Raw genomic sequence first — 24,758 nt, 5'->3', positions numbered from 1 at the left:
GGTAAAAGCCTTCATTCCTGAGCGCCGCGCGCCGCGTCCGGCAGGAACAGCAGATCCAGCACCGTGCCGCCGGCATCGCTGCGGCGCACTCGCAGCAGCCAGCCCAGGCGCTCGCAGATCAGGCGGACGATGAACAGGCCCAGGCCGTCTTCCGGCACCAGACGATCCGGGGGAGCGTTCAGGCGGGTGCGGATATGCTCGGGCAACCCCGTACCGGCATCGCTGATGCTGAGGCTGTGGGCGCCGAGTTCGATCTGCACCTTGCCGGCGGTATGACGCACTGCGTTCTGCACCAGGTTGCGCAGCAGCATGCGTACCAGGGTCGGGTCGGCATGGATGACGGGTGACGGCTCGGGCAGTTTGCAGCTGATGCGCCCGGCCTGTTGCGGCGTGCCGTCCTCCAGCTCGGCCACGATCGCGCGCACGCTGTCGGCGAGGTCGAGATCCTCCGGCTGGTCGCTGTCGCCGGAGCGGCGGGCGAGCTTGAGCAGGGTTTCGACGTCGGCGCGCATCGCATCGGCGGCGCGCCGGATGCGCGCCACCGTGCGGCGGTCGGCGTCGCCGAGCGAGTTGCGCTGTGCCAGCACGTCCAGCGCGCCGGAGATCACCGCCACCGGCGTGCGCAGTTCGTGGCTGGCCAGGCTGACCAGCGACTTCTCGCGCTGCACGTAGGCGTCCAGCGCATCGAGCAACTGGTTGAGGGTGGCGGCGATGTTGGCCAGCTCCATGTCCTCGTAGCGGCTGTCGATGCGGGCGACCGGCGAACCTGGCTGCAGGCGCGCGATGTGGCGGGTGAGATCGTCCAGCGGGCCGAGGATGCGGCGGGTGCCGATGCGCGTCAGCAGCACGACCAGACCGAGCACCAGCAACGCGAACAGTCCCCAGCCAAACCGCTGTGCTGCTTCGCGGCCTTCCATCAGCGTGATGTCCTGGGCGAGGTAGATCACGCCCGGAGGCTTCGCCACGCGCTCGATGGAGATGAGCCAGGTTCTGTCCGCCATTTCCACTTCGGCGGAGAACGGCACCGGGCGGTCGCGGAAAACTTCGGGCAGTTCGGCCGGGGGCACCCCATCGGGTACGTACAGCGTGGTCAGCAGCGCCGTATCGCGGGACTCCACCTTTGTGCCGCTGACGTGCTGCTCGAGGAAAGCCCGCTCCAGCGCCAGTTCGTGGCGCAGGATGCTGTCTTCCATGTCGTCGTAGACGCTCTCGATGATGACCAGCGTGACGGCGACGTTGATGAAACCGATGGCGAGGAAGGTGCGGAACAGCCGGCGCGAGAGCGAGGTCTTCATTCGCGCGGCAAGACTCAGCGTTTTGTGAAGCTGCGGCCGTGGCAGGCGAGCAGCCGCGCCCAGTCGTCGTCGCCGAACAGGCGCTGGCGGCGGCGCAGTTGTGCGAGGTCGTGGCGGGCGGCGAGTGTCGGCGTCAGGCGGCGGCGCATTTTCTCCAGATCGAGCAGCGCGACCTCGGGGGGCGCGTCGCGGTGCAGGCGGACCATGACGTGCTTGTCGTACAGGCAGCTGTGCTGCAGGCGCTCGCGGTGCAGGCGGCCGAGCATCTCGCCGAGCGTTTCGGCGACGATGGCACGCTGGTCTGCCGGCAACGCCTCCAGTTCGTTCAGCGGCTGGTAGTTCTCCAGCGCCGCGGTAACCAGCACGGCTTCGATGCCGTCTGGCGTATGCCGGACCGCGTGGAAGACCGGCGCGGGCGCGGCGATGCCCAGCGTCCGCAGTTTCAGCAGGAAGTACCATTCCCGGCTGGCCGTGGGCCATCCCAGCGGATGGCGCAGGCTGCGGTACAGATGGTTACGCTGGCGCTTGACGTAAACCAGGCCGTGTTCCGTCATGACGCGGATCACGCCGCTCCAGCCGTTCCGTCGTTCGTTGGGTTCCTCCACCCAGTCGCCCGGCAGCGTCCACCAGTGATCGAAGCCGTTCTGGTCGGCGCTTGCCGTTGCTGCGGACTGTTCAGGCGCGGCGAAGGACATAGACACGCCACATCGAATGCAGGGGCAGGAAGTCGAGATGCTTGATGATGCCGAAGCCGGCAGCCTTGAACTCAGCTTCCGCTGTGGCGCGCGGCAGCACAAGGCGGTTCTGGTAGCCGTCCTTGCCTTGGCGCTGCCGTTGGGCTTCCTGGCGCCGGCGGCGCCAGCTCAGGTAGTTGCCGTCCACCCACAGCGACAGGATCACCGTGTCGCGGACGACGCGATGAAACTCACGCAGAATGGCGAGCCGGTGCTCGGAGTCGCCGATGTGGTGCAGCAGACGCATGCAGAAGACATTGTCGACCGAACGGTCGGGCAGGTCGATGGAGAAGGCTGAAGTATGCATCAAACGGACTCGCCCGGCCAGGGTGGATGGGCAATGCTGCCGTGCTACTTCAAGCATTGCGGCGGAGTTGTCGGCAGCGATGATCTGGCGGTCCGGCTTCTCGCCCAGCACTTCCCAGAAGCGCCCCGCGCCGCAGGGCAGATCCAGCACCCATTGCGGTTCGCCGGCGAGAGCGAGGGCACTGCGCGCCAGTTGAAGGTCGCGCTGGTTGGATAGGCGGCGGCGCAGGCCGCTGCGATGTTTGTCGTGATACGCCTCGGAATGTCCGGCGTCGTATTTGGCGCTGAACGGCAGTTCGATATCGGCCGGGGCGGTGTTGCGGGGCATGGCGGACTCCAGTCGGGGCAGAGTCTGCACAAGGTAGTTAGGCGGGGATCAAGAAAAGGTGCGCGGAAAGTGAAAAGGATGTGAAAGCCTCAAGCTTCGGCCAGCCGGTAGCCGATGCCGTGCACGGTATGCAGCAGGGGGCGGTCGAAAGGCTTGTCGATCTGCTGCCGCAATGCGTGGATATGGCTGCGAAGCGCATCGCTGTCGGGCGGGTTGTCGCCCCACAGGGCTTCTTCCAGCACTTCGCGCGGTACGACGGCCGGGCTCTTGCGCATCAGCACCGCGAGCAGCTTCAGCCCGATCGGGCCGGGGTGCAGGCTTTGCCCGTCGCGGCTGACTTCCAGCGTGTCGAGGTCGTAGTGCAGATCGCCGACGCACAGGTCGCGGCGCATGCCGCCATGGCTGCGCTTGAGCACGGCCTCGATGCGTGCGGCCAGTTCCGGCAGGGCGAAAGGCTTGGTCAGATAGTCGTCCGCGCCGCTGTGGAAGCCCTGCAGGCGGTCGGCCAGCGCATCGCGTGCGGTCAGCATGATCACCGGCACGTTCTTGCGTTCGCCGTTGCGCAGGCGCTCACACAGGCTGAAGCCGTCCACGCCGGGCAGCATCACGTCGAGCACGATCAGGTCGTAGTGCTGGGTGGCCGCCAGGTGCAGGCCGGTGAGGCCGTCGGCGGCGCAATCCACGACATAGCCTTTCATGCCGAGGTAGTCGACCAGGTTGGCCAGGATGTCGGCGTTGTCCTCGATGACCAGCAGACGCATCGGCAGTCTCTGAAAAATGGCCTGACCGTCGGTGCGGTGCAGGCGGGGTGTGTTGCAGCAGGATGTGCTGTGCGCCGCGGAAGCGTATCGTCAGCGGACCTGCGGCCTGTTCCAGCCAGTCCAGATCGCGCCGGCGGATGGCGATGAACAAGGGTTCCGTCGCTTGCGCCAACATCGGCAACAGATCGGCGCGCTCGATGCAGCGGGCGGCGTCGCGCGAATAATAGCGCGCGGAAAACGGCATGTCCTCCAGGTAATACAGGCGCTCGACGCTGCCGCCGGGCAGCGTTTCGAGTGTGGCGATCAGTGGCGCGGCTGATCTCAGCTTGTGCGGAGACAGGGCGAGATATGCACCTGCCACGCTGAGCATCAGCGGGATTGCCAGCACCAGTGCAAGCGCCGTGCGCCGGATGGGTGTCGTATCCAGCAGCGGCAGCAGGCCGCGCGCGATCAGGACCGCGAGGAAGGGCAGGCCTGGCAGCAGGTAGGTCCACAGGATGTTGCCGGCAAAGCTGAAGAACACCGCAGGCGCAAGTCCGGCGGCCAGCAGCAGTTGCACGTCCCCATCGGCCAATGCCTTGCGCAGCGTGGTGCGGCCTGCGCGGCTGCACAGGCGATGAACGAGCAGCGCTAGGCCGGCAATGCCCCAGGGGAAACTCGCCCACAGCAGGAACAGCCAGATCGTGCCATAAGTCTGGCGATGGGCGTCGCCGTACAGGTCGCCGGCCCAACCCGGATCGACGAAGCGGCGGAAGTGCTCGCCGACGAGGAAGTAGTCCAGGAAACCGGGCGTTTTCAGCTCGGCAGCCACGTACCAGGGCAGCACCAGCGCGGCGACCAGCAGGCTGCCTCCCTTCCACGGCAGGGCCCCCAGTGCGCGGCGCCAGCGGCCGCTGCACAGCAGCCAGACAATGCCGGGCAGGCCGATCAGCACCAGCGCCAACGGCCCCTTGGCGAGCAGTCCGATCGCCAGGCCGGCGAAGAACAGCCAGCCCCAGGGGATAGGGCGGCCGCGGCTGGCGAGGGCCAGCGAGACCAGGCTGAGCGTGGTGCCGAAAGCCAGGAAAGGGTCGGTGAGCACTGCGCCGGCGCTGACGAAGGGCAGGGCCATGCTGGCCAGTACTAGGCCGGACCACCAGGCCAGGCGTTCGCCGCCCTGCTGCCGGGCCAGCCGCAGCGTGAGCCAGAGGATGCCGATCATGGCCAGCCAGCTCGGCAGGCGGGCGGCGAAGTCATGCACACCGAACAGCTTCAGGGACGCTGCCTGGGCCCAGAATGAAAGCGGCGGCTTGCCCCAGAAGGGCTGCTCGGGGGTGAACCAGGGCGTGATCCAGTCGCTGCGCTCGGCCATCAGGCGGGCGGTTTCGGCATAGCGCGGCTCGGTGGTGTCGCTCATCGGCAGCACCGCCATGGTCAGCAGGCGCAGCGCGAGTATGGCGCACAGCAGCCAGAACAGGCCGAATCCGGTCGTCGGCCGACGGGGGGAATCAGGCATGGCGGCGCGCCTTCCATTCTCCGGCCTGGGCGCTGGCGAGGATCAGTTGCTCGTCCTGGATCAGGTAGAGCGGCCGCTGCTTGGCTTCCAGATAGGTCTTGCCGACGTATTCGCCGACGATGCCGATGCCGAGCAGCTGCATGCCGCCGAGCAGGGCGAGCAGCGCCACCAGCGACGGGAATCCGGCCGCCGGATCGCCGAACAGCAGGGCCTTGGTGACGATCCAGAAACCGTATAGGCCGCCTGCCAGCGCGGTCAGCGCGCCGGTCAGGGTGGCAAGCCGCAGCGGTGCGGTGGAGAAGGAGGTGATGCCTTCCATCGCCAGGCCCGCCAGCGCGGTGTAGCGCCATTTGCTGCGGCCGGCGTGGCGGGCGGCGCGGTCGTATTGCAGCACCGCGGTGGGCAGGCCGATCCAGGCGTAGAGGCCTTTCATGTAGCGGTTGCGCTCGGGCAGGCGCAGCAGCGCATCCACCGCGCGGCGGCTCATCAGGCGGAAGTCGCCGGTGTCGAGCGGAATCGGCGCCGGGCTGAGCCGCGCCAGCAGACGGTAGAAGGCGTGGGCGCTGCTGCGCTTTAGCCAGCTTTCGCCGTCGCGGCTGCGGCGCTGCATCTGCACCACGTCGGCACCGGCACGCCATTGCGCAAGCATGTCGGGAATCAGTTCCGGCGGGTCCTGCAGGTCGGCATCGAGCACGATCACGGCTTCGCCGCGCGCATGGGCGATGCCGGCGCTCATCGCCGCTTCCTTGCCGAAATTGCGTGTCAGGCGGATCAGGCGAAGGTCGGCGCCGCGTGGCTGCATGGCAGCCAGCAGCGAGGCGGAACCATCGTCACTGCCGTCGTCGACGAACACCAGTTCGGCGTTCAACTCCAGCGTGTCGAGCACCTGTTCGAGCCTTGCCACACAGGCGGGCAGCACTTCGCGCTCGTTGTAGAACGGCACGACGATGCTGAGGGTGGGCGGGGCGTGCCGCTCAGGCAGGCGTTTGAGCATCTGCGGTGTCATCGAAGACCATCCTCGCGTAGAGCAGGTAGTTGAGCGCGGCGACTGCACTGCTCGTTGCCGCCTGGGCGAGGGCGGGCGGCCAGCCGGCGGGGCCATGCAATACGGCGAAGAGAAGCAGGTTGGCCAGCCAGGCGAGTATGCAGCTCGCCAGGTAGCGCGGCAGGGCACGATCGTGGGCCGCACGGCTGGCGAAGGCATGGCGGCGCTGCAGCGGATAGTTCGACGGCCGCTCCCGTGACCGCACCCGCTGCAGTGGCGGCATGGGCGTCGATGCCGGCGGCGATCAGCGCAGTCATGCACAGCCAATGGACGAGTGTCGCCATCCCGCCCGCGAGAGCGAAACGGGCAGGGCGACGAAGGGCCGTGGTCGAGGTGCTGGAGGGGAGGGCGTTCATCGGCCGCCACTATGGGGCGGCCGGCGTTGTCGGAACGTCAGGGAAATGTGCAGAAAACGTGAAGCCCGGCTTCAGGCCGTCGGCCGCTGCTCGAAGCCGTCCGTGATTTCGTCCTTGGCAATGCTGATGTCGATGCGCGTGACCCTGGCCTGCGGCGGCCCTTGATGCGCCCAGGCGACAAAGGTTTCGACCGCCGGCAGCGGGCCGATCACCAGCGCCTCGACGCTGCCGTCGAGCCGGTTGCGTACCCAGCCGCACAGGCCGAGGCGGGTGGCTTCAGTCTGCGCGCTGGCGCGGTACCAGACACCCTGGACCTTGCCGTGGATGCGCAGCAGGCGGGCAGCCGTCTGTCGATCTTCCCGTTCAGGCATAAGCGACCTCCGGTCGGGTGCCGCTGAGCCACTGGGCGCGCAGCAGGGCCTCGGTGATGTTGGCGGTGATGTTCTCGTCGCCCAGATCCTCCATGAAGCCGGAACGGAACACCAGCGAACCGGGTTGCGAGTTCAGTCCGCACAGGATCAGGTGGGCGCCGCGCTTCTGCAGGTTGCGGTGCAAAGTCTGCAGGATGTCCAGCCCGGTGGTGTCCAGGCTGACGACCTTGTCGAGATCCAGGATCACCACATCCGGGTGGCCGTGCTGCATCAGCAGCAGGTTCTCGAGTTTGTTGGCGGCGCCGAAGAACAGGCTGCCGAACATCTTGTAGGCGAGGATGCGCGGGCTGCCGTCCTCGCGCTGCATGGCTTCGGCGCCGTAGTAGTCCTCCAGCCGCACGCGTTCGATGCGGGTCAGGTCGGACATGCGGTAGATGAAGAACAGGCTGGCCAGCACCATGCCCAGCTCCACCGCCAGCGTCAGGTCGAACACCACGGTGAGGAAGAAGGTGGACAGCAGGATCGTGCGGTACTGCAGCGTGTAGCGTGCCAGGACTCTGGGCGCGAAGGCGTGCCATTCGCCCATGTTGATCGAGACGATGACGACGATGGCCGACAGCGTGGCGAGCGGAATGGCGCCGGCGAGCGGCGCCAGTGCGAGCACGATGGCCAGCAGCACCAGCGCATGGAGGATGCCGGCGACCGGCGTGCGGCCGCCGGTGCGGATGTTGGTGGCGGTGCGGGCGATCGCGCCGGTGGCGGCGAAGCCGCCGAACAGCGGCGCGGCGACGTTGGCGATGCCTTGCGCCATCAATTCCTGGTTGGGGTCGTGGCGGTCGTCGATCTGGCTGTCGGCGACGCGGGCCGACAGCAGCGACTCGATGGCACCGAGCAGGGCGATGGTGAGCGCGGGGGTCACCAGCTTGCCGAGCGTGCCCAAGCTCAGTTCCGGCAGGCCAAAGGCGGGCAGTTCCTGCGGGATGCCGCCGAAGCGGCTGCCGATGGTGTCCACCGGCAGTGCGAACAGGGCGTTGATCGCCGTCATGAGGATCAGAACCGCCAGCGGTCCCGGCAGGCGCGACATCCAGGGCAATTTCTTTGCCAGGCGATTCCAGGCGATCAGCACGATCAGCGAGGCCACGGCAACGCTGACGGTGGCCAGGTCGATGGTCGGCAGCGCAGCCCACAGCGCGGCCATCTTGGCGAAGAATTCGCCTGGCAGGTTGTCGATCCGCAGGCCGAGGAAATCCTTGATCTGCGAGATGAAAATGACGACCGCGATACCGTTGGTGAAGCCGATGACCACCGACAGCGGGATGAAGCGGATCATGCTGCCCAGCCGCAGGGCGCCCAGTGCGAACAGCAGGATGCCGGACATCATCGTCGCGATCAGCAGGTTCTGCACGCCGTGGTCGACGACGATGGCGTAGATGATCGGGATGAAGGCGCCGGTGGGGCCGCCGATCTGCACCCGCGAGCCGCCGAGCAGCGAGATCAGCAGACCGGCGACGATCGCGGTCCAGATGCCGGCGGTCGGGGTCATGCCCGAGGCGATGGCGAAGGCCATCGCCAGCGGCAGGGCGAGCACGCCGACGGTGATGCCGGCGGAAAGGTCCTGGGCGAAACCCGCGCGGCCGTAGCCGGGCAGGGTGTCGAGGAGCTTGGGTCGGAACTGGATTTTCATGTCGTCTCCGCTGCGAGTCTGAACGAGGCAGGTATGGCTGCCCCTCAGGGCAGCATTACGGAGACGGTCGCCCTCGTCCTGCGCGATGCAGGATGATCCAGCGTTTCGAGGGCGTCAGCGGCATGGCTTTACTTGACCCGCATGCCTGGCGCGGCACCGGCGTCGGGCGACAGAATGTAGAGCCCGGCGGTCTTGCCTTCGGTGTCGGAAGCTGCCAGTACCATGCCTTCGCTGAGGCCGAACTTCATCTTGCGCGGCGCCAGGTTGGCGACCATGACGGTGTGGCGGCCGACCAGCGCGGCCGGGTCGTAGGCCGACTTGATGCCGGCGAAGACCTGGCGCGGCTTCGGGTTGCCGGCTTCGTCGGTTTCGCCGATGTCGAGCTGCAGGCGGATCAGCTTGTCGGCGCCTTCGACGTGCTGGGCATCGACGATGCGGGCGATGCGCAGGTCGACCTTGGTGAAGTCGTCGATCGAGATGTGTGGCGATGCACTCGTTTGCGCTGCCTCGGCGGCTTGGGCGGCGTGCTGCTGCTTTTCGGCATGGCGCTGCTGCGAGGAGGCGTCCTTGGCTGGTGCGGCCGCAGTCGGCGCGAGCGATTCGCGGTTGGCTTCGAGCAGGGCGTCGATCTGCTTGCGCTCGACGCGGGTCATCAGGTGGCTGTAGGGCTGGATGGCGTGGCCGGCGGGCAGTGCGGTCCAGTCGCCCTGCCAGTCCAGCGCTGGAATCGACAGGAAGGACTCGACCTCGGCGGCCAGCGCCGGCAGCACAGGCTTCAGGAAGCGGGCGAGGTCGCGGAACATGCTCAGCGCGGTGCTGCACACGGTGTGCAGGCGGGTTTCCTGGCCTTCCTGCTTGGCCAGTTCCCAGGGCTTGTGGTCGTTGACGTACTGGTTGGCGAGATCGGCCAGACGCATGATCTCGCGCAGCGCGCGGCCGTAGTCGCGCTCGTCGTAGGCGGCGGCGATGCTGCCGTCGGCCCAGGCGGCAGCGAAGTCGGCGCAGGCCCGGATGTTGGCCTCGCCCAGTTTGCCGTCGAAGCGCTTGCCGATGAAACCGGCGCAGCGGCTGGCGATGTTGACGAACTTGCCGACGAGGTCGGAATTGACCTTGGCGATCATGTCGTCGAGGTTGAGGTCGACGTCTTCCATGGTGCCGTTCGACTTGCCGGCGAAGTAGTAGCGCAGCCACTCGGGGTTGAGCTTCTGCGCGATGTAGGAGTGCGCGGTGATGAAGGTGCCGCGGCTCTTGCTCATTTTGGCGCCATCGACGGTCAGGAAGCCGTTGACGCACAGCTGGCTGGGCGTGGCGTAGCCGGCGAACTTGAGCATTGCCGGCCAGAACAGGGCATGGAAGTAGAGGATGTCCTTGCCGATGAAGTGCACCATTTCGGTGCCGGCCGCGGCGGCATGCGCGCCGTCGGTGTAGTCCTCGACGACGATGTCGCCGCGCTTGTTCGCGAGGTTGCGGAAGCTGGCGAGGTAGCCGATCGGCGCGTCCAGCCAGACGTAGAAGTACTTGCCGGGGGCGCCGGGGATCTCGAAGCCGAAGTAGGGGGCGTCGCGCGAGATGTCCCAGTCGGACAGCTTGTTCTCGCCCTCTTCGCCGAGCCATTCCTTCATCTTGTTGGCGGCCTCGGCCTGCAGGCGGCGTGCGCCCTGGGCATTGGTGCCGCGCGTCCATGCGCGCAGGAAGGCGACCGCACGATCGTCCGACAGGCGGAAGAAGTAATGCGTCGAGGTGCGCAGCAGCGGCTTGGCGCCGGACACGGCCGAGTAGGGGTTCTTGAGTTCGGTCGGGGCGTAGGCGGCGCCACAGGCTTCGCAGTTGTCGCCGTACTGGTCCGCCGCGCTGCATTTGGGGCATTCGCCCTTGATGAAGCGGTCGGGCAGGAACATTTCCTTGACCGGGTCGTAGTACTGCTCGATCTCGCGGGTATCGATCAGGCCGCCGGCCTGCAGCTTGCCGTAGATGTCCGCGGCGTAGTCGCGGTTCTCGGCGCTGTGGGTGGAGTGGTAGTTGTCGAAGGCGACGCCGAAGGCGGTGAAGTCGCGCAGGTGTTCGCCATGCACGCGATCGATCAGTTGCTCGGGCGTCAGCCCTTCCTTTTCGGCGCGCAGCATGACCGGCGTGCCGTGGGTGTCGTCCGCACAGACGTAATGCACCGAATGGCCCCGCATGCGCTGGTAGCGCACCCAGATGTCGGCCTGGATGTAGCCCACCAGGTGGCCGAGGTGGATGTCGCCGTTGGCATAGGGCAGGGCGTTGGTGACGAGGATCTTGCGGGGCATGGTCTGTGGAGCGTGGGTCAAAGGATGTGAGTTTAGCAAAGCGCCGGTGTCGCTGCCCCGCCGTGTGACTGATGGAGGCGCTGTCTGCCGGCTGCCTGGGCAGGGTGTCGTGGGTCCATGCGCGTTCAGCGCATTTTGTGCAATTGGATCTCCACCCGCCGGTTGCGGGCGCGCCCTTCCTCGGTGGCGTTGCTGGCGAGCGGGTCGGCTTCGCCGCGGCCGTCGGCGCTCAGGCGCTCGAAGGCGATGCCGTGTCCGGCGAGATGGGCGGCGACGGCTTCGGCGCGATCGATCGACAGCCGCAGATTGACCATTTCGCTGCCCTGGCTGTCGGTGTGGCCGATGATCCTGGCTGCGACACCCGGTGCGGCGGCAAGCAGCGGCGTGATTGCGTCGAGCGCGGCGGCGAGCGGTGGGCGGATCGCGGCGCTGCCCGAGGTGAAGCCGTTGGATACCGGGATCTCGATCTTGAAGCCTTGTGCATCGGCCGCGCCGATGGTGACGCCGGGTGTGTCGCGCGTGGCCTCATCCATCGCCTGCCGGAGTGCGGGCCAGTCCGGCGCTGGCGTTGTCTGGCGGACGAGGGCATGCAGGTGGATCGGATCGTCGGCTGCAGCAGCAGGGGCGTCGGCCGTGCTGGTGGTGGCGCAGGCCTGGACGAGCAATGCGGTGCCGAGGGCGAGAAGCGTGGAGCGAAGAGAGACGGAGATGTTCATTGCTGGCAAAAAACGTGGAGGAGACAGGAGCTTCGCCGGGGGCGGAGAGCGTGTGAAATTCGGGCACACAGAAATCCTGCAGGTCGCGACCGATCGGCGTCGGCAGGAAACCCCAATGGTAGCGCGGGTGAGCGTTGGCGGAGGCTCCGGTATCATTCCTCCGTTTTCGCCCGGCCGCGGGCATTCCGATCATCGAGGAAACAGGCAATGAGTCTCGACCAGCAAACCGTAACCGACGTGCTCAAATCGGTCATCGACCCGAATACCGGCAAGGATTTCGTCTCCGCCCGCTGCATCCGCAACCTGGTGGTGGAAGGCGGCAACGTCGCCTTCGACGTCGAGCTCGGCTACCCGGCGAAGAGCCAGCATGAACCCATCCGCGCCATGCTGGCGGAAGCACTGGCGGTGGTGCCGGGCATCGGCCGCATCGACGTCGAGGTCAGCAGCAAGGTGGTGGCCCATGCCGTGCAACATGGCGTGAAGCTGCTGCCGGGGGTGCGCAACATCATTGCCGTGGCGTCCGGCAAGGGGGGCGTGGGCAAGAGCACGACCTCGGTGAACCTGGCGCTGGCATTGGCGGCCGAAGGTGCGCGCGTCGGCCTGCTGGATGCGGACATCTACGGTCCGTCGCAGCCGCAGATGCTGGGTATCGGCGGCGAGCGGCCGGTGTCCGAGGATGGCAAGACCATGATTCCGCTCGAAGCCTACGGCATCCAGGCGATGTCGATCGGCTTCCTGATCGAGCAGGATACGCCGATGGTGTGGCGCGGCCCGATGGCGACGCAGGCGCTGAACCAGATGCTGAAGGACACGGCCTGGCAGGATCTCGACTACCTGCTGATCGACATGCCGCCAGGCACCGGCGACATTCAATTGACGCTGTCGCAGAGCGTGCCGGTGACGGGCGCGGTCATCGTCACCACGCCGCAGGACATCGCCCTGCTGGATGCGCGCAAGGGCCTGAAGATGTTCGAGAAGGTGGGTGTGCCGATCCTCGGTCTGGTCGAGAACATGAGCATCCATATCTGCTCCAAGTGCGGCCACGAGGAACACATCTTCGGTCAGGGCGGCGGTGAGAAGATGTGCTCCGACTACAACATTCCCTTCCTGGGGGCGCTGCCGCTGGACATCCAGATCCGCGCCGAAGCCGACGGCGGCAGGCCCACCGTGGTTGCCGATCCCGACGGCCGCATCTCGTCGATCTACAAGCAGATCGCGCGCAAGGTGGCGGTGCGGATCGCCGAGAAATCCAAGGACATGACGCACAAGTTCCCGAACATCGTCATCAAGAACAGTTGAACGGGCCGGTCCGGGTACAGCAGTGCTGCTGTACCCGGAAATCTGCAGCATCGAGGCTTTCGCCGACGGGGTGCTTGTCCTACACTACGCCGCTTTCCCGACCGCAGACGGTCGCAACGCATTCGCTGGAACCCGCGCCCATGTCCATCAAATCCGACAAGTGGATCCGCCGCATGGCCCAAGAGGCCGGCATGATCGAGCCGTTCGCGCCGGAACTGGTGCGGACCAACGACAGCGGCCGCATCGTTTCCTACGGCACCTCGAGCTACGGCTACGACGTGCGGGTGGCGAACGAATTCAAGATCTTCACCAACATCAACTCGACCATCGTCGATCCGAAGGACTTCGATGCGCGCAACTTCGTCGATTTCACCGGCGACGTGTGCATCATCCCGCCGAACTCCTTCGCCCTGGCGCGCACTGTCGAGTATTTCCGCATCCCGCGCAGCGTGCTGACGGTCTGCCTGGGCAAGAGCACTTACGCGCGTTGCGGCATCATCGTTAACGTCACGCCGCTGGAGCCCGAGTGGGAAGGCCACGTGACGCTGGAGTTCTCCAATACCACGCCGCTGCCGGCGAAGATCTACGCCAACGAGGGCGTGGCGCAGATGCTGTTCTTCGAGTCGGACGAGGTGTGCGAGACCTCGTACAGGGACCGCGGCGGCAAGTATCTCGGTCAGACCGGCGTCACTTTGCCGAAGATCTGAGCCAGCAGACTTCGTAACCGTCGTGATGGGGCCGCCTGAGACGGCCCCTTGTACTTTTTCCGACTCATTTCACGCTTCGCCGCATCGTTCACGCCCGTGCAAAGAACCGCGGCTTACACTTCCTTTTTTTTCCGTCCCGCAAGGACCCCGCTGGAGACGACCAGGATGAGATTCCATTTCCCCATCATCATCATCGACGAGGATTTCCGCTCGGAAAACTCTTCGGGCCTGGGGATTCGAGCGCTGGCGAAGGCAATCGAAGAAGAGGGCATGGAAGTGCTCGGCATCACCAGCTATGGCGACCTGACGTCCTTCGCCCAGCAGCAGAGCCGCGGCTCGACCTTCATCCTGTCGATCGACGACGAAGAGTTTTCCTCGCCCGAGGCTTCGGCCAAGGCGATCGCCGACCTGCGCGCCTTCGTCGAGCAGATCCGCTTCCGCAATGCCGAGATCCCGATCTTCCTGCACGGCGAGACGCGCACCACGCGCCACATCCCCAATGACGTGCTGCGCGAGATGCACGGCTTCATCCACATGTTCGAGGACACGCCGGAGTTCATCGCCCGCTACGTGGTGCGCGAGGCGAAGAACTACCTCGAATCGCTGCCGCCGCCCTTCTTCCGTGCGCTGACCCACTATGCGGCGGACAGCTCGTATTCCTGGCACTGCCCCGGGCACTCGGGCGGGGTCGCCTTCCTGAAGAGCCCGGTGGGGCAGATGTTCCACCAGTTCTTCGGCGAGAACATGCTGCGCGCGGATGTCTGCAATGCGGTGGATGAACTGGGCCAGCTACTCGACCACACCGGCCCGGTGGCAGCGTCGGAGCGCAATGCCGCGCGCATTTTCAACTGCGACCACTTGTACTTCGTCACCAACGGCACTTCGACCTCGAACAAGATGGTGTGGCACACCACCGTGGCGCCCGGCGACATCGTCGTCGTGGACCGCAACTGCCACAAGTCGATTCTCCACTCGATCATCATGACCGGTGCGGTGCCGGTGTTCCTGACGCCGACGCGCAACCATTACGGCATCATCGGGCCAATCCCGCTGGAAGAGTTCTCGATGGAGAACATCCAGAAGAAGATCGAGGCCAATCCTTTCGCGCGCAACGCGAAGAGCAAGAAGCCGCGCATCCTGACGATCACGCAGTTGACCTACGACGGCGTGGTGTACAACGTCGAGACGATCAAGGAGAAGCTCGACGGCCAGATCGACACGCTGCACTTCGACGAGGCCTGGCTGCCGCACGCGGCTTTCCATGATTTTTATGGCGACTACCACGCCATCGGTGCCGATCGCCCGCGCTGCCGCGAGTCGATGGTGTTCTCGACCCAATCGACCCACAAGCTGCTGGCCGGCCTGAGCCAAGCGTCGCAGATCCTGGTGCAGGACTCGCAGACGCGCAAGCTCGACCGCGACATCTTCAACGAGGCTTACCTGATGCACACCTCAACCTCGCCGCAGTACGCGATCATCGCGTCCTGCGACGTGGCGGCGGCGATGATGGAAGCGCCGGGCGGTCCCGCGCTGGTGAACGAATCGCTGAGCGAGGCGGTCGAGTTCCGCCGTGCGATGCGCAAGGTCGACGCCGAGTTCGGCGACGACGACTGGTGGTTCAAGGTGTGGGGGCCGGAATTCCTCGCCGAGGAAGGCATCGGCGGCCGCGAGGACTGGACGCTGAAGGCCGGCGAGCGCTGGCACGGCTTCGGCGACCTGGCCGAAGGCTTCAACATCCTCGACCCGATCAAGGCGACGATCATCACCCCGGGCCTGAACATGGACGGCGACTTCGCCGAACATACCGGCATCCCGGCGGCGATCGTCACCAAGTACCTGGCCGAGCACGGCATCATCGTCGAGAAGACCGGGCTTTACTCCTTCTTCATCATGTTCACCATCGGCATCACCAAGGGCCGCTGGAACACGATGGTGACCGAGCTGCAGCAGTTCAAGGACGACTACGACCGCAACCAGCCGCTGTGGCGCGTGATGCCGGAGTTCATCGCCAAGCACCCGCGCTACGAGCGGGTCGGGCTGAAGGATCTGTGCGACCAGATCCACAGTTTCTACAAGGCGCACGACATCGCCCGCCTGACCACCGAGATGTATCTGTCGGACATGGTGCCGGCGATGAAGCCGGCCGATGCCTTCGCCAAGATGGCGCACCGCGAGATCGAGCGGGTGTCGCTGGACGAGCTCGAAGGCCGCGTCACCGCGATGCTGGTCACGCCGTATCCGCCGGGCATCCCGCTGCTGATCCCCGGCGAGCGCTTCAATGCCACGATCGTGCGTTACCTTAAGTTCGCGCGCGATTTCAATGCCCGCTTCCCCGGTTTCGAGACCGACATCCATGGTCTGGTGAAAGGCGAGGACGGCCGCTATCACGTCGATTGCGTGAAGGACTGATCGACGCCGGTGGCGGTACAGGCATGAAAAACGACGAGGGCCGCGATCAGCGGCCCTTGTTGCGTCATGCGCTGCCTGTGCTCAGCGGTGGCGGTAGCTGACGAAGTCGAAGTCGAAGTCGTTGTCCGCATCGGCGGTGCGCGCATCGCGCCGCTCCTCGATGAAATCGGAACGATCGAAGAGCGGGAAATGGGCGTCACCCTCGACGTCGGCCCAGACTTCGGTCAGTTCGAGACGGTCGGCGCGGGGCAGCAGGGTGGCATAAAGCTGGGCGCCACCGATCACGAAGATACGCTCGGCGTCCGAAGCGGCGGCGAGTGCATCATCCGGCGAGTGGAAAACCTCGGCGCCTTCCGCACGGAACTGCGTGTCGCGGGTGACGACGATGTTGCGGCGGCCGGACAAGGGCCGGCCCAGTGATTCCCAGGTTTTGCGCCCCATCACGACTGGATGCCCCATGGTCATCGCGCGGAAATGCTGCATGTCGGCCTTGAGCCGCCAGGGCAGCCCGTTGTCGCGGCCGATCACGCCGTTGCGTGCGACCGCTGCGATCAGGGTGATTTCAGGAGTCGTGCTCATACAGCCACTGGTGCCTTGATGTGGGGATGCGGATCGTAGCCGTCGATGCCGAAATCCTCGAAGCGAAAGGCGGAGATGTCCTTCACTTCGGGGTTCATCTTCAGGGCCGGCAGCGCGCGCGGCGTGCGTGAGAGTTGCTCGCGTGCCTGATCGAGATGGTTCAGGTAGAGATGGCAGTCGCCGCCGGTCCAGATGAAGTCGCCGGCTTCCAGTTCGCATACCTGTGCAAGCATGTGGGTGAGCAGGGCGTAGGAAGCGATGTTGAAGGGGACGCCGAGGAAGATGTCCGCGCTGCGCTGATAAAGCTGGCAGGAAAGGCGGCCGTTGGCGACGTAGAGCTGGAACAGCGCATGGCAGGGCGGCAGCGCCATGGTATCCACTTCGCCCGGGTTCCAGGCGGAGACGATGTGCCGGCGCGAATCCGGGTTGCGCTTGATGCCGTCGATCAGCTTGGTGATCTGGTCGACGCTCGTGCCGTCCTTGTTTTCCCAGCGCCGCCATTGCTTGCCGTACACCGGGCCCAGGTCGCCGTTTTCGTCGGCCCACTCGTCCCAGATCGAGACGCCGTTGTCCTTCAGGTAGCGGATGTTGGTGTCGCCCTGCAGGAACCACAGCAGCTCATGGATGATCGAGCGTGTGTGCAGCTTTTTGGTCGTCAGCAGCGGAAAGCCTTCCTTCAGCGGAAAGCGCATCTGCCAGCCGAAGACGGACAGGGTGCCAGTGCCGGTGCGATCGGTTTTGCGGTCGCCGTGCTCGAGCACGTGGCGCATGAGGTCTAGGTACTGTCGCATGTTCGTTGCGGATCAAATGACGAGCAGGGATGGTACACCCGCTGCTGGGGGCTTGGTGCGTCCGGGCTGTTCGTCTGAGGGGGGGCAGGAAAGAGGGGGGCAGTGTGTCCTCCAATTGGCCCAGGCTCAACTGGGAGCCATTCATTGCCGCAATCGGTCCGAGACGATGGATTTGGCTTCGTTCAACCTGTGCGGTCCGCCCCATTCTGCGTCTGCTGCCTGGTGGGTTGCGAGCCTCTGATGGTTGAATAGATATTTCTGTTGCGTGTAGTTCTTGACGGTTTTGTGTTGGTGTCTATAATGCCGATCTTTCTCGCGGTGCCCGGGTGATTTTGGCGGGTGTTGCGGGGGTTGCGGTTGGTTTTGGAAGCGGTTTTTTTCGGGTTTTCTTTTTTTGTTGTGTTGAAGAAAGTTTCCCGGGTGGTTCACAGGTTGTCGGATGTTGATCATAATCTCGCTTCTGTGCTGACCGGCACGGATCTTTAAAAACTTGAACAACCGATAAGTGTGGGTGCTTGGTGGTTGTGGTCTCGGTGGCTTCGGCCACGGTTTCACAATGATTAGGTGCTCATACTGCAAGTCAGTATTTTGAGTACTTTGTAGGATTGAACTTAAGAGTTTGATCCTGGCTCAGATTGAACGCTGGCGGCATGCTTTACACATGCAAGTCGAACGGCAGCGCGGGCTTCGGCCTGGCGGCGAGTGGCGAACGGGTGAGTAATGCATCGGAACGTACCCAGTCGTGGGGGATAACACATCGAAAGATGTGCTAATACCGCATACGTCCTGAGGGAGAAAGCGGGGGACCTTCGGGCCTCGCGCGATTGGAGCGGCCGATGTCAGATTAGCTAGTAGGTGGGGTAAAGGCCCACCTAGGCGACGATCTGTAGCGGGTCTGAGAGGATGATCCGCCACACTGGGACTGAGACACGGCCCAGACTCCTACGGGAGGCAGCAGTGGGGAATTTTGGACAATGGGGGCAACCCTGATCCAGCCATGCCGCGTGAGTGAAGAAGGCCTTCGGGTTGTAAAGCTCTTTCGGCCGGGAAGAAATCGCATCTTTTAATAGAGGGTGTGGATGACGGTACCGGACTAAGAAGCACCGGCTAACTACGTGCCAGCAGCCGCGGTAATACGTAGGGTGCGAGCGTTAATCGGAATTACTGGGCGTAAAGCGTGCGCAGGCGGTTTGCCAAGACAGGCGTGAAATCCCCGGGCTTAACCTGGGAACTGCGCTTGTGACTGGCAGGCTAGAGTACGGCAGAGGGGGGTGGAATTCCACGTGTAGCAGTGAAATGCGTAGAGATGTGGAGGAACACCGATGGCGAAGGCAGCCCCCTGGGCCTGTACTGACGCTCATGCACGAAAGCGTGGGGAGCAAACAGGATTAGATACCCTGGTAGTCCACGCCCTAAACGATGTTGACTAGTCGTTCGGAGCAGCAATGCACTGAGTGACGCAGCTAACGCGTGAAGTTGACCGCCTGGGGAGTACGGCCGCAAGGTTAAAACTCAAAGGAATTGACGGGGACCCGCACAAGCGGTGGATGATGTGGATTAATTCGATGCAACGCGAAAAACCTTACCTACCCTTGACATGTCTGGAATCTTGCTGAGAGGCGAGAGTGCCTTCGGGAGCCAGAACACAGGTGCTGCATGGCTGTCGTCAGCTCGTGTCGTGAGATGTTGGGTTAAGTCCCGCAACGAGCGCAACCCTTGTCACTAGTTGCCATCATTTGGTTGGGCACTCTAGTGAGACTGCCGGTGACAAACCGGAGGAAGGTGGGGATGACGTCAAGTCCTCATGGCCCTTATGGGTAGGGCTTCACACGTCATACAATGGTCGGTACAGAGGGTTGCCAAGCCGCGAGGTGGAGCCAATCCCTTAAAGCCGATCGTAGTCCGGATCGTAGTCTGCAACTCGACTACGTGAAGTCGGAATCGCTAGTAATCGCAGATCAGCATGCTGCGGTGAATACGTTCCCGGGTCTTGTACACACCGCCCGTCACACCATGGGAGTGGGTTTCACCAGAAGTAGGTAGCTTAACCTTCGGGGGGGCGCTTACCACGGTGAGATTCATGACTGGGGTGAAGTCGTAACAAGGTAGCCGTATCGGAAGGTGCGGCTGGATCACCTCCTTTCAAGAGAAAAGAGGTCATGGTTGCCAAGTATCCACAACTTATCGGTTGTTCAGGCGAAGAGCCTCGAAGTGCATGAGAGGGTCTGTAGCTCAGCTGGTTAGAGCACCGTCTTGATAAGGCGGGGGTCGTTGGTTCGAACCCAACCAGACCCACCAGAGTTTTAGGTTGCTCCGAATCAAGTTTGCTTGAGACAAGGGGGCTGTAGCTCAGCTGGGAGAGCGGCGGCTTTGCAAGCCGTAGGTCGTCGGTTCGATCCCGACCAGCTCCACCAGGTCATGTGTGTTTCGGGAAGTCAGAGATGGTGTTTGGATAGACACCATCTCTGACTTCTTGATCGGCGAGAAGCCGGTTTGAGGTTTGCTCTTTAACAAAGTGGAAGAAGTGTAGTACGCATCGAGCCGGTGCGTACTGCAGTTGTGTGATTGCATTGGCTCAGACTGCGTTGTCAGCACAGTTTGGGCCGCACAAACGAGTTCGACCTGTGACAGGGGTGCTTCATTGAGGCACCAAGGTTATAGGATCAAGCGACTAAGTGCATGTGGTGGATGCCTTGGCGATCACAGGCGATGAAGGACGTGTAAGCCTGCGAAAAGCGTGGGGGAGCTGGCAATAGAGCTTTGATCCCACGATGTCCGAATGGGGAAACCCGGCCCGCAAGGGTCATCCCTGGCTCAATACATAGGCCAGAGGAGGCGAACGCGGCGAACTGAAACATCTAAGTAGCCGCAGGAACAGAAATCAACCGAGATTCCGCAAGTAGTGGCGAGCGAACGCGGAGTAGCCTGCACGACTAAACCATCAGCTTAGCAAAACGGTCTGGAAAGTCCGACGATACAGGGTGATAGTCCCGTATGCGAAAAGCCGGTGGCGGGTCTGAGCGTGCGACAAGTAGGGCGGGACACGTGTAATCCTGTCTGAAGATGGGGGGACCATCCTCCAAGGCTAAATACTCGTGATCGACCGATAGTGAACCAGTACCGTGAGGGAAAGGCGAAAAGAACCCCGGGAGGGGAGTGAAATAGATCCTGAAACCGCATGCATACAAACAGTGGGAGCCTCGAAAGGGGTGACTGCGTACCTTTTGTATAATGGGTCAGCGACTTACGTTCAGTAGCGAGCTTAACCGAATAGGGGAGGCGTAGCGAAAGCGAGTCTGATAAGGGCGTCGTAGTTGCTGGGCGTAGACCCGAAACCGGATGATCTATCCATGGCCAGGATGAAGGTGCCGTAACAGGTACTGGAGGTCCGAACCCACTAACGTTGAAAAGTTAGGGGATGAGCTGTGGATAGGGGTGAAAGGCTAAACAAATCCGGAAATAGCTGGTTCTCCCCGAAAACTATTTAGGTAGTGCGTCGTACGGACACTTGCGGGGGTAGAGCACTGTAATCGTTGGGGGGGTCACTGCGATCTACCCCGCGATAGCAAACTCCGAATACCGCAAAGTGATATACGGCAGACAGACATCGGGTGCTAACGTCCGGTGTCAAGAGGGAAACAACCCAGACCGCCAGCTAAGGTCCCAAATGCATGGCTAAGTGGCAAACGAGGTGGGAAGGCACAGACAGCTAGGAGGTTGGCTTAGAAGCAGCCACCCTTTAAAGAAAGCGTAATAGCTCACTAGTCGAGTCGTCCTGCGCGGAAGATGTAACGGGGCTCAAGCCATGAACCGAAGCTGCGGATGTGTCTTTGACACGTGGTAGGGGAGCGTTCCGTAGGCCTGCGAAGGTGTCTCGTAAGGGATGCTGGAGGTATCGGAAGTGCGAATGCTGACATGAGTAGCGATAAAGGGTGTGAAAAGCACCCTCGCCGTAAGCCCAAGGTTTCCTGCGCAACGTTCATCGGCGCAGGGTGAGTCGGCCCCTAAGGCGAGGCAGAAATGCGTAGTCGATGGGAAACAGGTCAATATTCCTGTACCGGTTTTAGATGCGATGGGGGGACGGAGAAGGTTAGGTTGGCCATCTGTTGGAATAGGTGGTTCAAGCGTGTAGGCGTGCCCGGTAGGCAAATCCGCCGGGCTGAGCTGAGGCGTGATAACGAGGACCTTCGGGTCTGAAGCAACTGATACCCAGCTTCCAGGAAAAGCCTCTAAGCTTCAGTCTAGAACTGACCGTACCGCAAACCGACACAGGTGGGCTGGTAGAGAATACCCAGGCGCTTGAGAGAACTCAGGAGAAGGAACTCGGCAAATTGATACCGTAACTTCGGGAGAAGGTATGCCCCGTTAGCTTGTAGGAGAACATCCGAAGGGCGAAGGGGCCGCAGAGAATCGGTGGCTGCGACTGTTTATTAAAAACACAGCACTGTGCAAACACGAAAGTGAACGTATACGGTGTGACGCCTGCCCGGTGCCGGAAGGTTAAGTGATGGGGTGCAAGCTCTTGATCGAAGCCCCGGTAAACGGCGGCCGTAACTATAACGGTCCTAAGGTAGCGAAATTCCTTGTCGGGTAAGTTCCGACCTGCACGAATGGCGTAACGATGGCCACACTGTCTCCTCCTGAGACTCAGCGAAGTTGAAATGTTTGTGAAGATGCAATCTCCCCGCGGCTAGACGGAAAGACCCCATGAACCTTTACTGTAGCTTTGCATTGGACTTTGACGGGACTTGTGTAGGATAGGTGGGAGGCTATGAAACCGGGACGCCAGTTCCGGTGGAGCCATCCTTGAAATACCACCCTGGTGTCGTCGAGGTTCTAACCCAGGCCTGTGAATCCAGGTCGGGGACCGTGCATGGTGGGCAGTTTGACTGGGGCGGTCTCCTCCCAAAAGGTAACGGAGGAGTACGAAGGTCACCTAGGTACGGTCGGACATCGTACTGATAGTGCAATGGCAAAAGGTGGCTTGACTGCGAGACCCACAAGTCGAGCAGGTGCGAAAGCAGGTCATAGTGATCCGGTGGTTCTGTATGGAAGGGCCATCGCTCAACGGATAAAAGGTACTCTGGGGATAACAGGCTGATTCCGCCCAAGAGTTCACATCGACGGCGGAGTTTGGCACCTCGATGTCGGCTCATCACATCCTGGGGCTGTAGTCGGTCCCAAGGGTATGGCTGTTCGCCATTTAAAGTGGTACGTGAGCTGGGTTTAAAACGTCGTGAGACAGTTTGGTCCCTATCTGCCGTGGGCGCTGGAAGTTTGAGAGGGCCTGCTCCTAGTACGAGAGGACCGGAGTGGACGCACCCCTGGTGTACCGGTTGTGACGCCAGTCGCATCGCCGGGTAGCTATGTGCGGAAGAGATAACCGCTGAAAGCATCTAAGCGGGAAACTCGCCTCAAGATGAGACTTCCCCGGGGCCTCGAGCCCCCTGAAGGGTCGTTGAAGACCACAACGTTGATAGGTCGGGTGTGGAAGCGTGGCAACACGTTGAGCTAACCGATACTAATTGCCCGTGTGGCTTGATCCTATAACCTTGAATGCACACTAGAACTCGTAACGTGCGCAGCGCGCGCACCAATCACACAACACACACTTCTTCCTCCTTTGCCCTGCAACCCACGCAGGGAACAAGTCACAGTCTGACGACCATAGCTTTGTGGTACCACCCCTTCCCATCCCGAACAGGACCGTGAAACACAAACGCGCCGATGATAGTGAGGTCCGCCCTCGTGAAAGTAGGTCATCGTCAGACTAACTCACACAAAAAAACGCCCGAACATGTACAACGTTCGGGCGTTTTTGCGTCTACTCACACAGCTATACAAAGAAAATAAAAAACCACAACAAAATTAAAAAAATAACGATATTGAAACAAAGGCTGGCGAGCATCGCATGCACATGTGTTGTAGGCAGCCCTGAATTTCCTTGAGGTCAGTTCGGGACTGAAGGGTAAAATCTCGTGATAACATACGCAGTTACGTATGCTCATGACTCTTGATGTTGTCCTTGGCAGCACGGGTGTGATGGGTTTAACGCCCTGCACGGCGGCGGTCGGATAGTCTGTCGGGAAGCTGCTCACATCCATGTCGGGTGTGGGGATTGGCTCCAAAGTGAATGGGTTCAGTCTGGGGTAAATGATGCTGAAGGTCTTCAGTCACTATCTTCCGTCTCACACACTGCAACAGGTGCTCTTCGATGCCCTGTTGCTGTTCCTTGTCGTGTTGGGCACTGTCATCGTTCTGGCGCCTCCGGGGGTTCCTGACTGGGCCGTCTTCGCACCATCGGCTCTGATCTTCGCCTTGCTGATGGTTGCTCTGAATACGGCCATGGGGCTTTATCGTCCTGTTCTGCAGCGTTGCAAGCGACAGGCGTTTGCTCGTGTGGCTCTGTCGTTGCTGGTCAGCATTCCGGTCGCCTATGGTGTTTTCGGACTGCTGCCCTGGGCCGAGATGGCGCCCCATTCTCTGCAGTGGACCGTCGTGCTGCTGCTGTCTTCCTTGCTGTTGATGCGAGGGCTGATCAACCAAAGGCAGGCCTCCAGCCTGTTTTCCCCACGTGTGCTGATTATCGGCACTGGGGCTGATGCCGCTCAGGTCTATCGTGATTTGACTCGCCCGCTGCAACGTAGCGTCGAGGTGGTCGGTTTCCTGAGGGGCGGCGGGGACGAGAAGCTTGAAGTGGATGCGAGGCAGGTGCTGCCGACGCAAGGGTTGCTCGACGTTGTCCGGACGCTGAAGGTCAACGAGGTCATCGTTGCCGTGCGTGAGCGGCGGGGAGGTGTCTTGCCGCTTCGTGAGTTGCTGGACTGCAAGCTCGAAGGTGTCCGTATTGTCGATCTGTCGTCCTTTTTCGAGAGGGTCCAGGGGCAGGTGAAGCTCGATTCACTCAGGGCGAGTTGGTTGATCTATGGCGATGGTTTCCGCCAGGGTCTGGTCCGTACCTTCGTGAAGCGGGTGTTCGATATTTGTGCAGCATTGGTGCTGCTGATTCTGGCAATGCCGATCATGCTCGTGACGATGCTGCTCATCGTGATCGAGGATGGCGCTCCAGTCTTTTATCGCCAGGAGCGGGTCGGGCTGGGTGGCAGGGTTGTCCGTGTGATCAAGTTTCGCAGCATGCGTCGCGATGCTGAGAAGGACGGCAAGCCGCGTTGGGCGACGTCCAATGATGACCGGGTGACTCGGGTCGGGCGTGTGATCCGCAAGCTGAGAATCGATGAGCTGCCTCAGTTGTTCAATGTGCTTGTCGGTGACATGAGCATGGTCGGGCCACGGCCCGAGCGTCCCTACTTCGTTGACCAACTGGCGAGAGAAATTCCTTTCTACAACGTCCGGCATTGCGTCAAGCCCGGGGTGACGGGCTGGGCACAGGTGCGCTACCAGTACGGTGCCTCTGTTGATGATGCAATGGAGAAGCTGCAGTACGACCTTTACTACGTCAAGAACCATACGCTCGTTCTCGACATCCTCGTGCTTTTCGAAACGGTTCGCGTCGTGCTGACTGGCGAGGGCGCCCATTGAGATGCAACGGAGGTATGTTGGTTGAAGGCGAAAGTGTGCTGGCGACCGCTGG

General features: G+C 62.6%; 16 protein-coding genes, 2 tRNA genes, 3 rRNA genes and 1 pseudogene. 9 read left to right on the top strand and 13 right to left on the bottom strand.

Going from position 1 to position 24,758, the window contains the following annotated elements; genetic code table 11:
• Positions 1-11: 11 nt before the first annotated feature.
• The 11 genes and pseudogenes from QM748_RS11230 to QM748_RS11180 form a co-directional block, all read right to left on the bottom strand.
• Positions 12-1,295, bottom strand: a complete 1,284-nt coding sequence (locus QM748_RS11230) for an ATP-binding protein (RefSeq protein ID WP_415247049.1) — start codon at positions 1,293-1,295, stop codon at positions 12-14.
• Positions 1,296-1,309: 14 nt separating this feature from the next.
• Positions 1,310-1,990 (bottom strand): lipopolysaccharide kinase InaA family protein, encoded by a 681-nt coding sequence (locus QM748_RS11225; RefSeq protein WP_415247048.1) that lies wholly within the window; start codon positions 1,988-1,990, stop codon positions 1,310-1,312.
• Entirely contained in the window at positions 1,971-2,663 is a 693-nt protein-coding gene (locus tag QM748_RS11220; protein WP_415247047.1) for a class I SAM-dependent methyltransferase, read from the bottom strand. The genes QM748_RS11225 and QM748_RS11220 overlap by 20 nt, the downstream gene beginning before the upstream one ends.
• 89 nt (positions 2,664-2,752) lie before the next feature.
• A complete protein-coding gene (locus QM748_RS11215) occupies positions 2,753-3,424 on the bottom strand; it encodes a response regulator transcription factor (protein WP_415247046.1) in 672 nt (223 codons plus the stop codon).
• Positions 3,425-4,205: 781 nt separating this feature from the next.
• A pseudogene (locus QM748_RS11210) lies at positions 4,206-4,820 on the bottom strand (ArnT family glycosyltransferase); the annotation flags it as partial.
• Between the two features lie 91 nt (positions 4,821-4,911).
• The gene (locus QM748_RS11205) at positions 4,912-5,925 is read right to left on the bottom strand and encodes a glycosyltransferase family 2 protein (RefSeq protein ID WP_415247045.1); all 1,014 of its coding nucleotides are present in this window, start codon (positions 5,923-5,925) and stop codon (positions 4,912-4,914) included.
• Positions 5,894-6,187, bottom strand: coding sequence for a GtrA family protein (locus tag QM748_RS11200; protein ID WP_415247044.1), 294 nt, complete (start codon positions 6,185-6,187; stop codon positions 5,894-5,896). Before QM748_RS11200 ends, QM748_RS11205 begins: the two co-directional genes overlap by 32 nt.
• A 204-nt stretch (positions 6,188-6,391) precedes the next feature.
• Positions 6,392-6,691, bottom strand: a complete 300-nt coding sequence (locus QM748_RS11195; RefSeq protein WP_415247043.1) for an acylphosphatase — start codon at positions 6,689-6,691, stop codon at positions 6,392-6,394.
• The gene (locus QM748_RS11190) at positions 6,684-8,375 is read right to left on the bottom strand and encodes a SulP family inorganic anion transporter (RefSeq protein WP_415247042.1); all 1,692 of its coding nucleotides are present in this window, start codon (positions 8,373-8,375) and stop codon (positions 6,684-6,686) included. The genes QM748_RS11195 and QM748_RS11190 overlap by 8 nt, the downstream gene beginning before the upstream one ends.
• 128 nt (positions 8,376-8,503) lie before the next feature.
• Positions 8,504-10,666 (bottom strand): methionine--tRNA ligase, encoded by a 2,163-nt coding sequence (gene metG / locus QM748_RS11185; protein WP_415247041.1) that lies wholly within the window; start codon positions 10,664-10,666, stop codon positions 8,504-8,506.
• Positions 10,667-10,791: 125 nt separating this feature from the next.
• Positions 10,792-11,382, bottom strand: coding sequence for an OmpA family protein (locus tag QM748_RS11180; protein ID WP_415247040.1), 591 nt, complete (start codon positions 11,380-11,382; stop codon positions 10,792-10,794).
• Between QM748_RS11180 and apbC the strand changes: the two genes are divergently transcribed.
• The 3 genes from apbC to QM748_RS11165 all read left to right on the top strand — a co-directional run bounded on the left by apbC (position 11,269) and on the right by QM748_RS11165 (position 15,797).
• A complete protein-coding gene (apbC, locus tag QM748_RS11175) occupies positions 11,269-12,681 on the top strand; it encodes an iron-sulfur cluster carrier protein ApbC (protein ID WP_415248057.1) in 1,413 nt (470 codons plus the stop codon). The two genes, QM748_RS11180 and apbC, sit on opposite strands and share 114 nt — an antisense overlap.
• A 140-nt stretch (positions 12,682-12,821) precedes the next feature.
• A complete protein-coding gene (dcd, locus tag QM748_RS11170) occupies positions 12,822-13,388 on the top strand; it encodes a dCTP deaminase (protein ID WP_415247039.1) in 567 nt (188 codons plus the stop codon).
• A 165-nt stretch (positions 13,389-13,553) separates the two neighbouring features.
• A complete protein-coding gene (locus QM748_RS11165; protein ID WP_415247038.1) occupies positions 13,554-15,797 on the top strand; it encodes an Orn/Lys/Arg decarboxylase N-terminal domain-containing protein in 2,244 nt (747 codons plus the stop codon).
• An 81-nt stretch (positions 15,798-15,878) separates the two neighbouring features.
• On the opposite strand, the gene QM748_RS11160 is transcribed toward QM748_RS11165, so the two are convergent.
• Both QM748_RS11160 and QM748_RS11155 read right to left on the bottom strand, forming a co-directional pair.
• Entirely contained in the window at positions 15,879-16,376 is a 498-nt protein-coding gene (locus QM748_RS11160) for a dihydrofolate reductase (protein WP_415247037.1), read from the bottom strand.
• Positions 16,373-17,167: a thymidylate synthase gene (locus tag QM748_RS11155; protein ID WP_415247036.1), complete on the bottom strand. Its 795-nt coding sequence runs from the start codon at positions 17,165-17,167 to the stop codon at positions 16,373-16,375. Before QM748_RS11155 ends, QM748_RS11160 begins: the two co-directional genes overlap by 4 nt.
• 607 nt (positions 17,168-17,774) lie before the next feature.
• Here QM748_RS11155 and QM748_RS11150 point away from each other — a divergent pair.
• From QM748_RS11150 to QM748_RS11125, 6 genes are all read left to right on the top strand, one after another.
• Positions 17,775-19,310: ribosomal RNA gene (locus QM748_RS11150) — 16S ribosomal RNA — on the top strand.
• Between the two features lie 78 nt (positions 19,311-19,388).
• A tRNA-Ile gene (locus QM748_RS11145) sits at positions 19,389-19,465 on the top strand.
• A gap of 40 nt (positions 19,466-19,505) precedes the next feature.
• Positions 19,506-19,581 (top strand) — tRNA-Ala (locus tag QM748_RS11140).
• Between the two features lie 247 nt (positions 19,582-19,828).
• Positions 19,829-22,713, top strand: a 23S ribosomal RNA gene (locus QM748_RS11135).
• Between the two features lie 111 nt (positions 22,714-22,824).
• Positions 22,825-22,938, top strand: a 5S ribosomal RNA gene (gene rrf, locus QM748_RS11130).
• Together the 16S, 23S and 5S rRNA genes with 2 tRNA genes alongside form the textbook arrangement of a ribosomal RNA operon.
• A gap of 385 nt (positions 22,939-23,323) precedes the next feature.
• Positions 23,324-24,706, top strand: a complete 1,383-nt coding sequence (locus tag QM748_RS11125) for a TIGR03013 family XrtA/PEP-CTERM system glycosyltransferase (protein ID WP_415248056.1) — start codon at positions 23,324-23,326, stop codon at positions 24,704-24,706.
• The last annotated feature ends 52 nt before the right edge of the window (positions 24,707-24,758 follow it).

It is taken from the genome of Thauera sp., assembly GCF_047601425.1.
Lineage (GTDB): Bacteria > Pseudomonadota > Gammaproteobacteria > Burkholderiales > Rhodocyclaceae > Thauera.
This window is presented reverse-complemented; position numbering and strand designations above follow the sequence as displayed.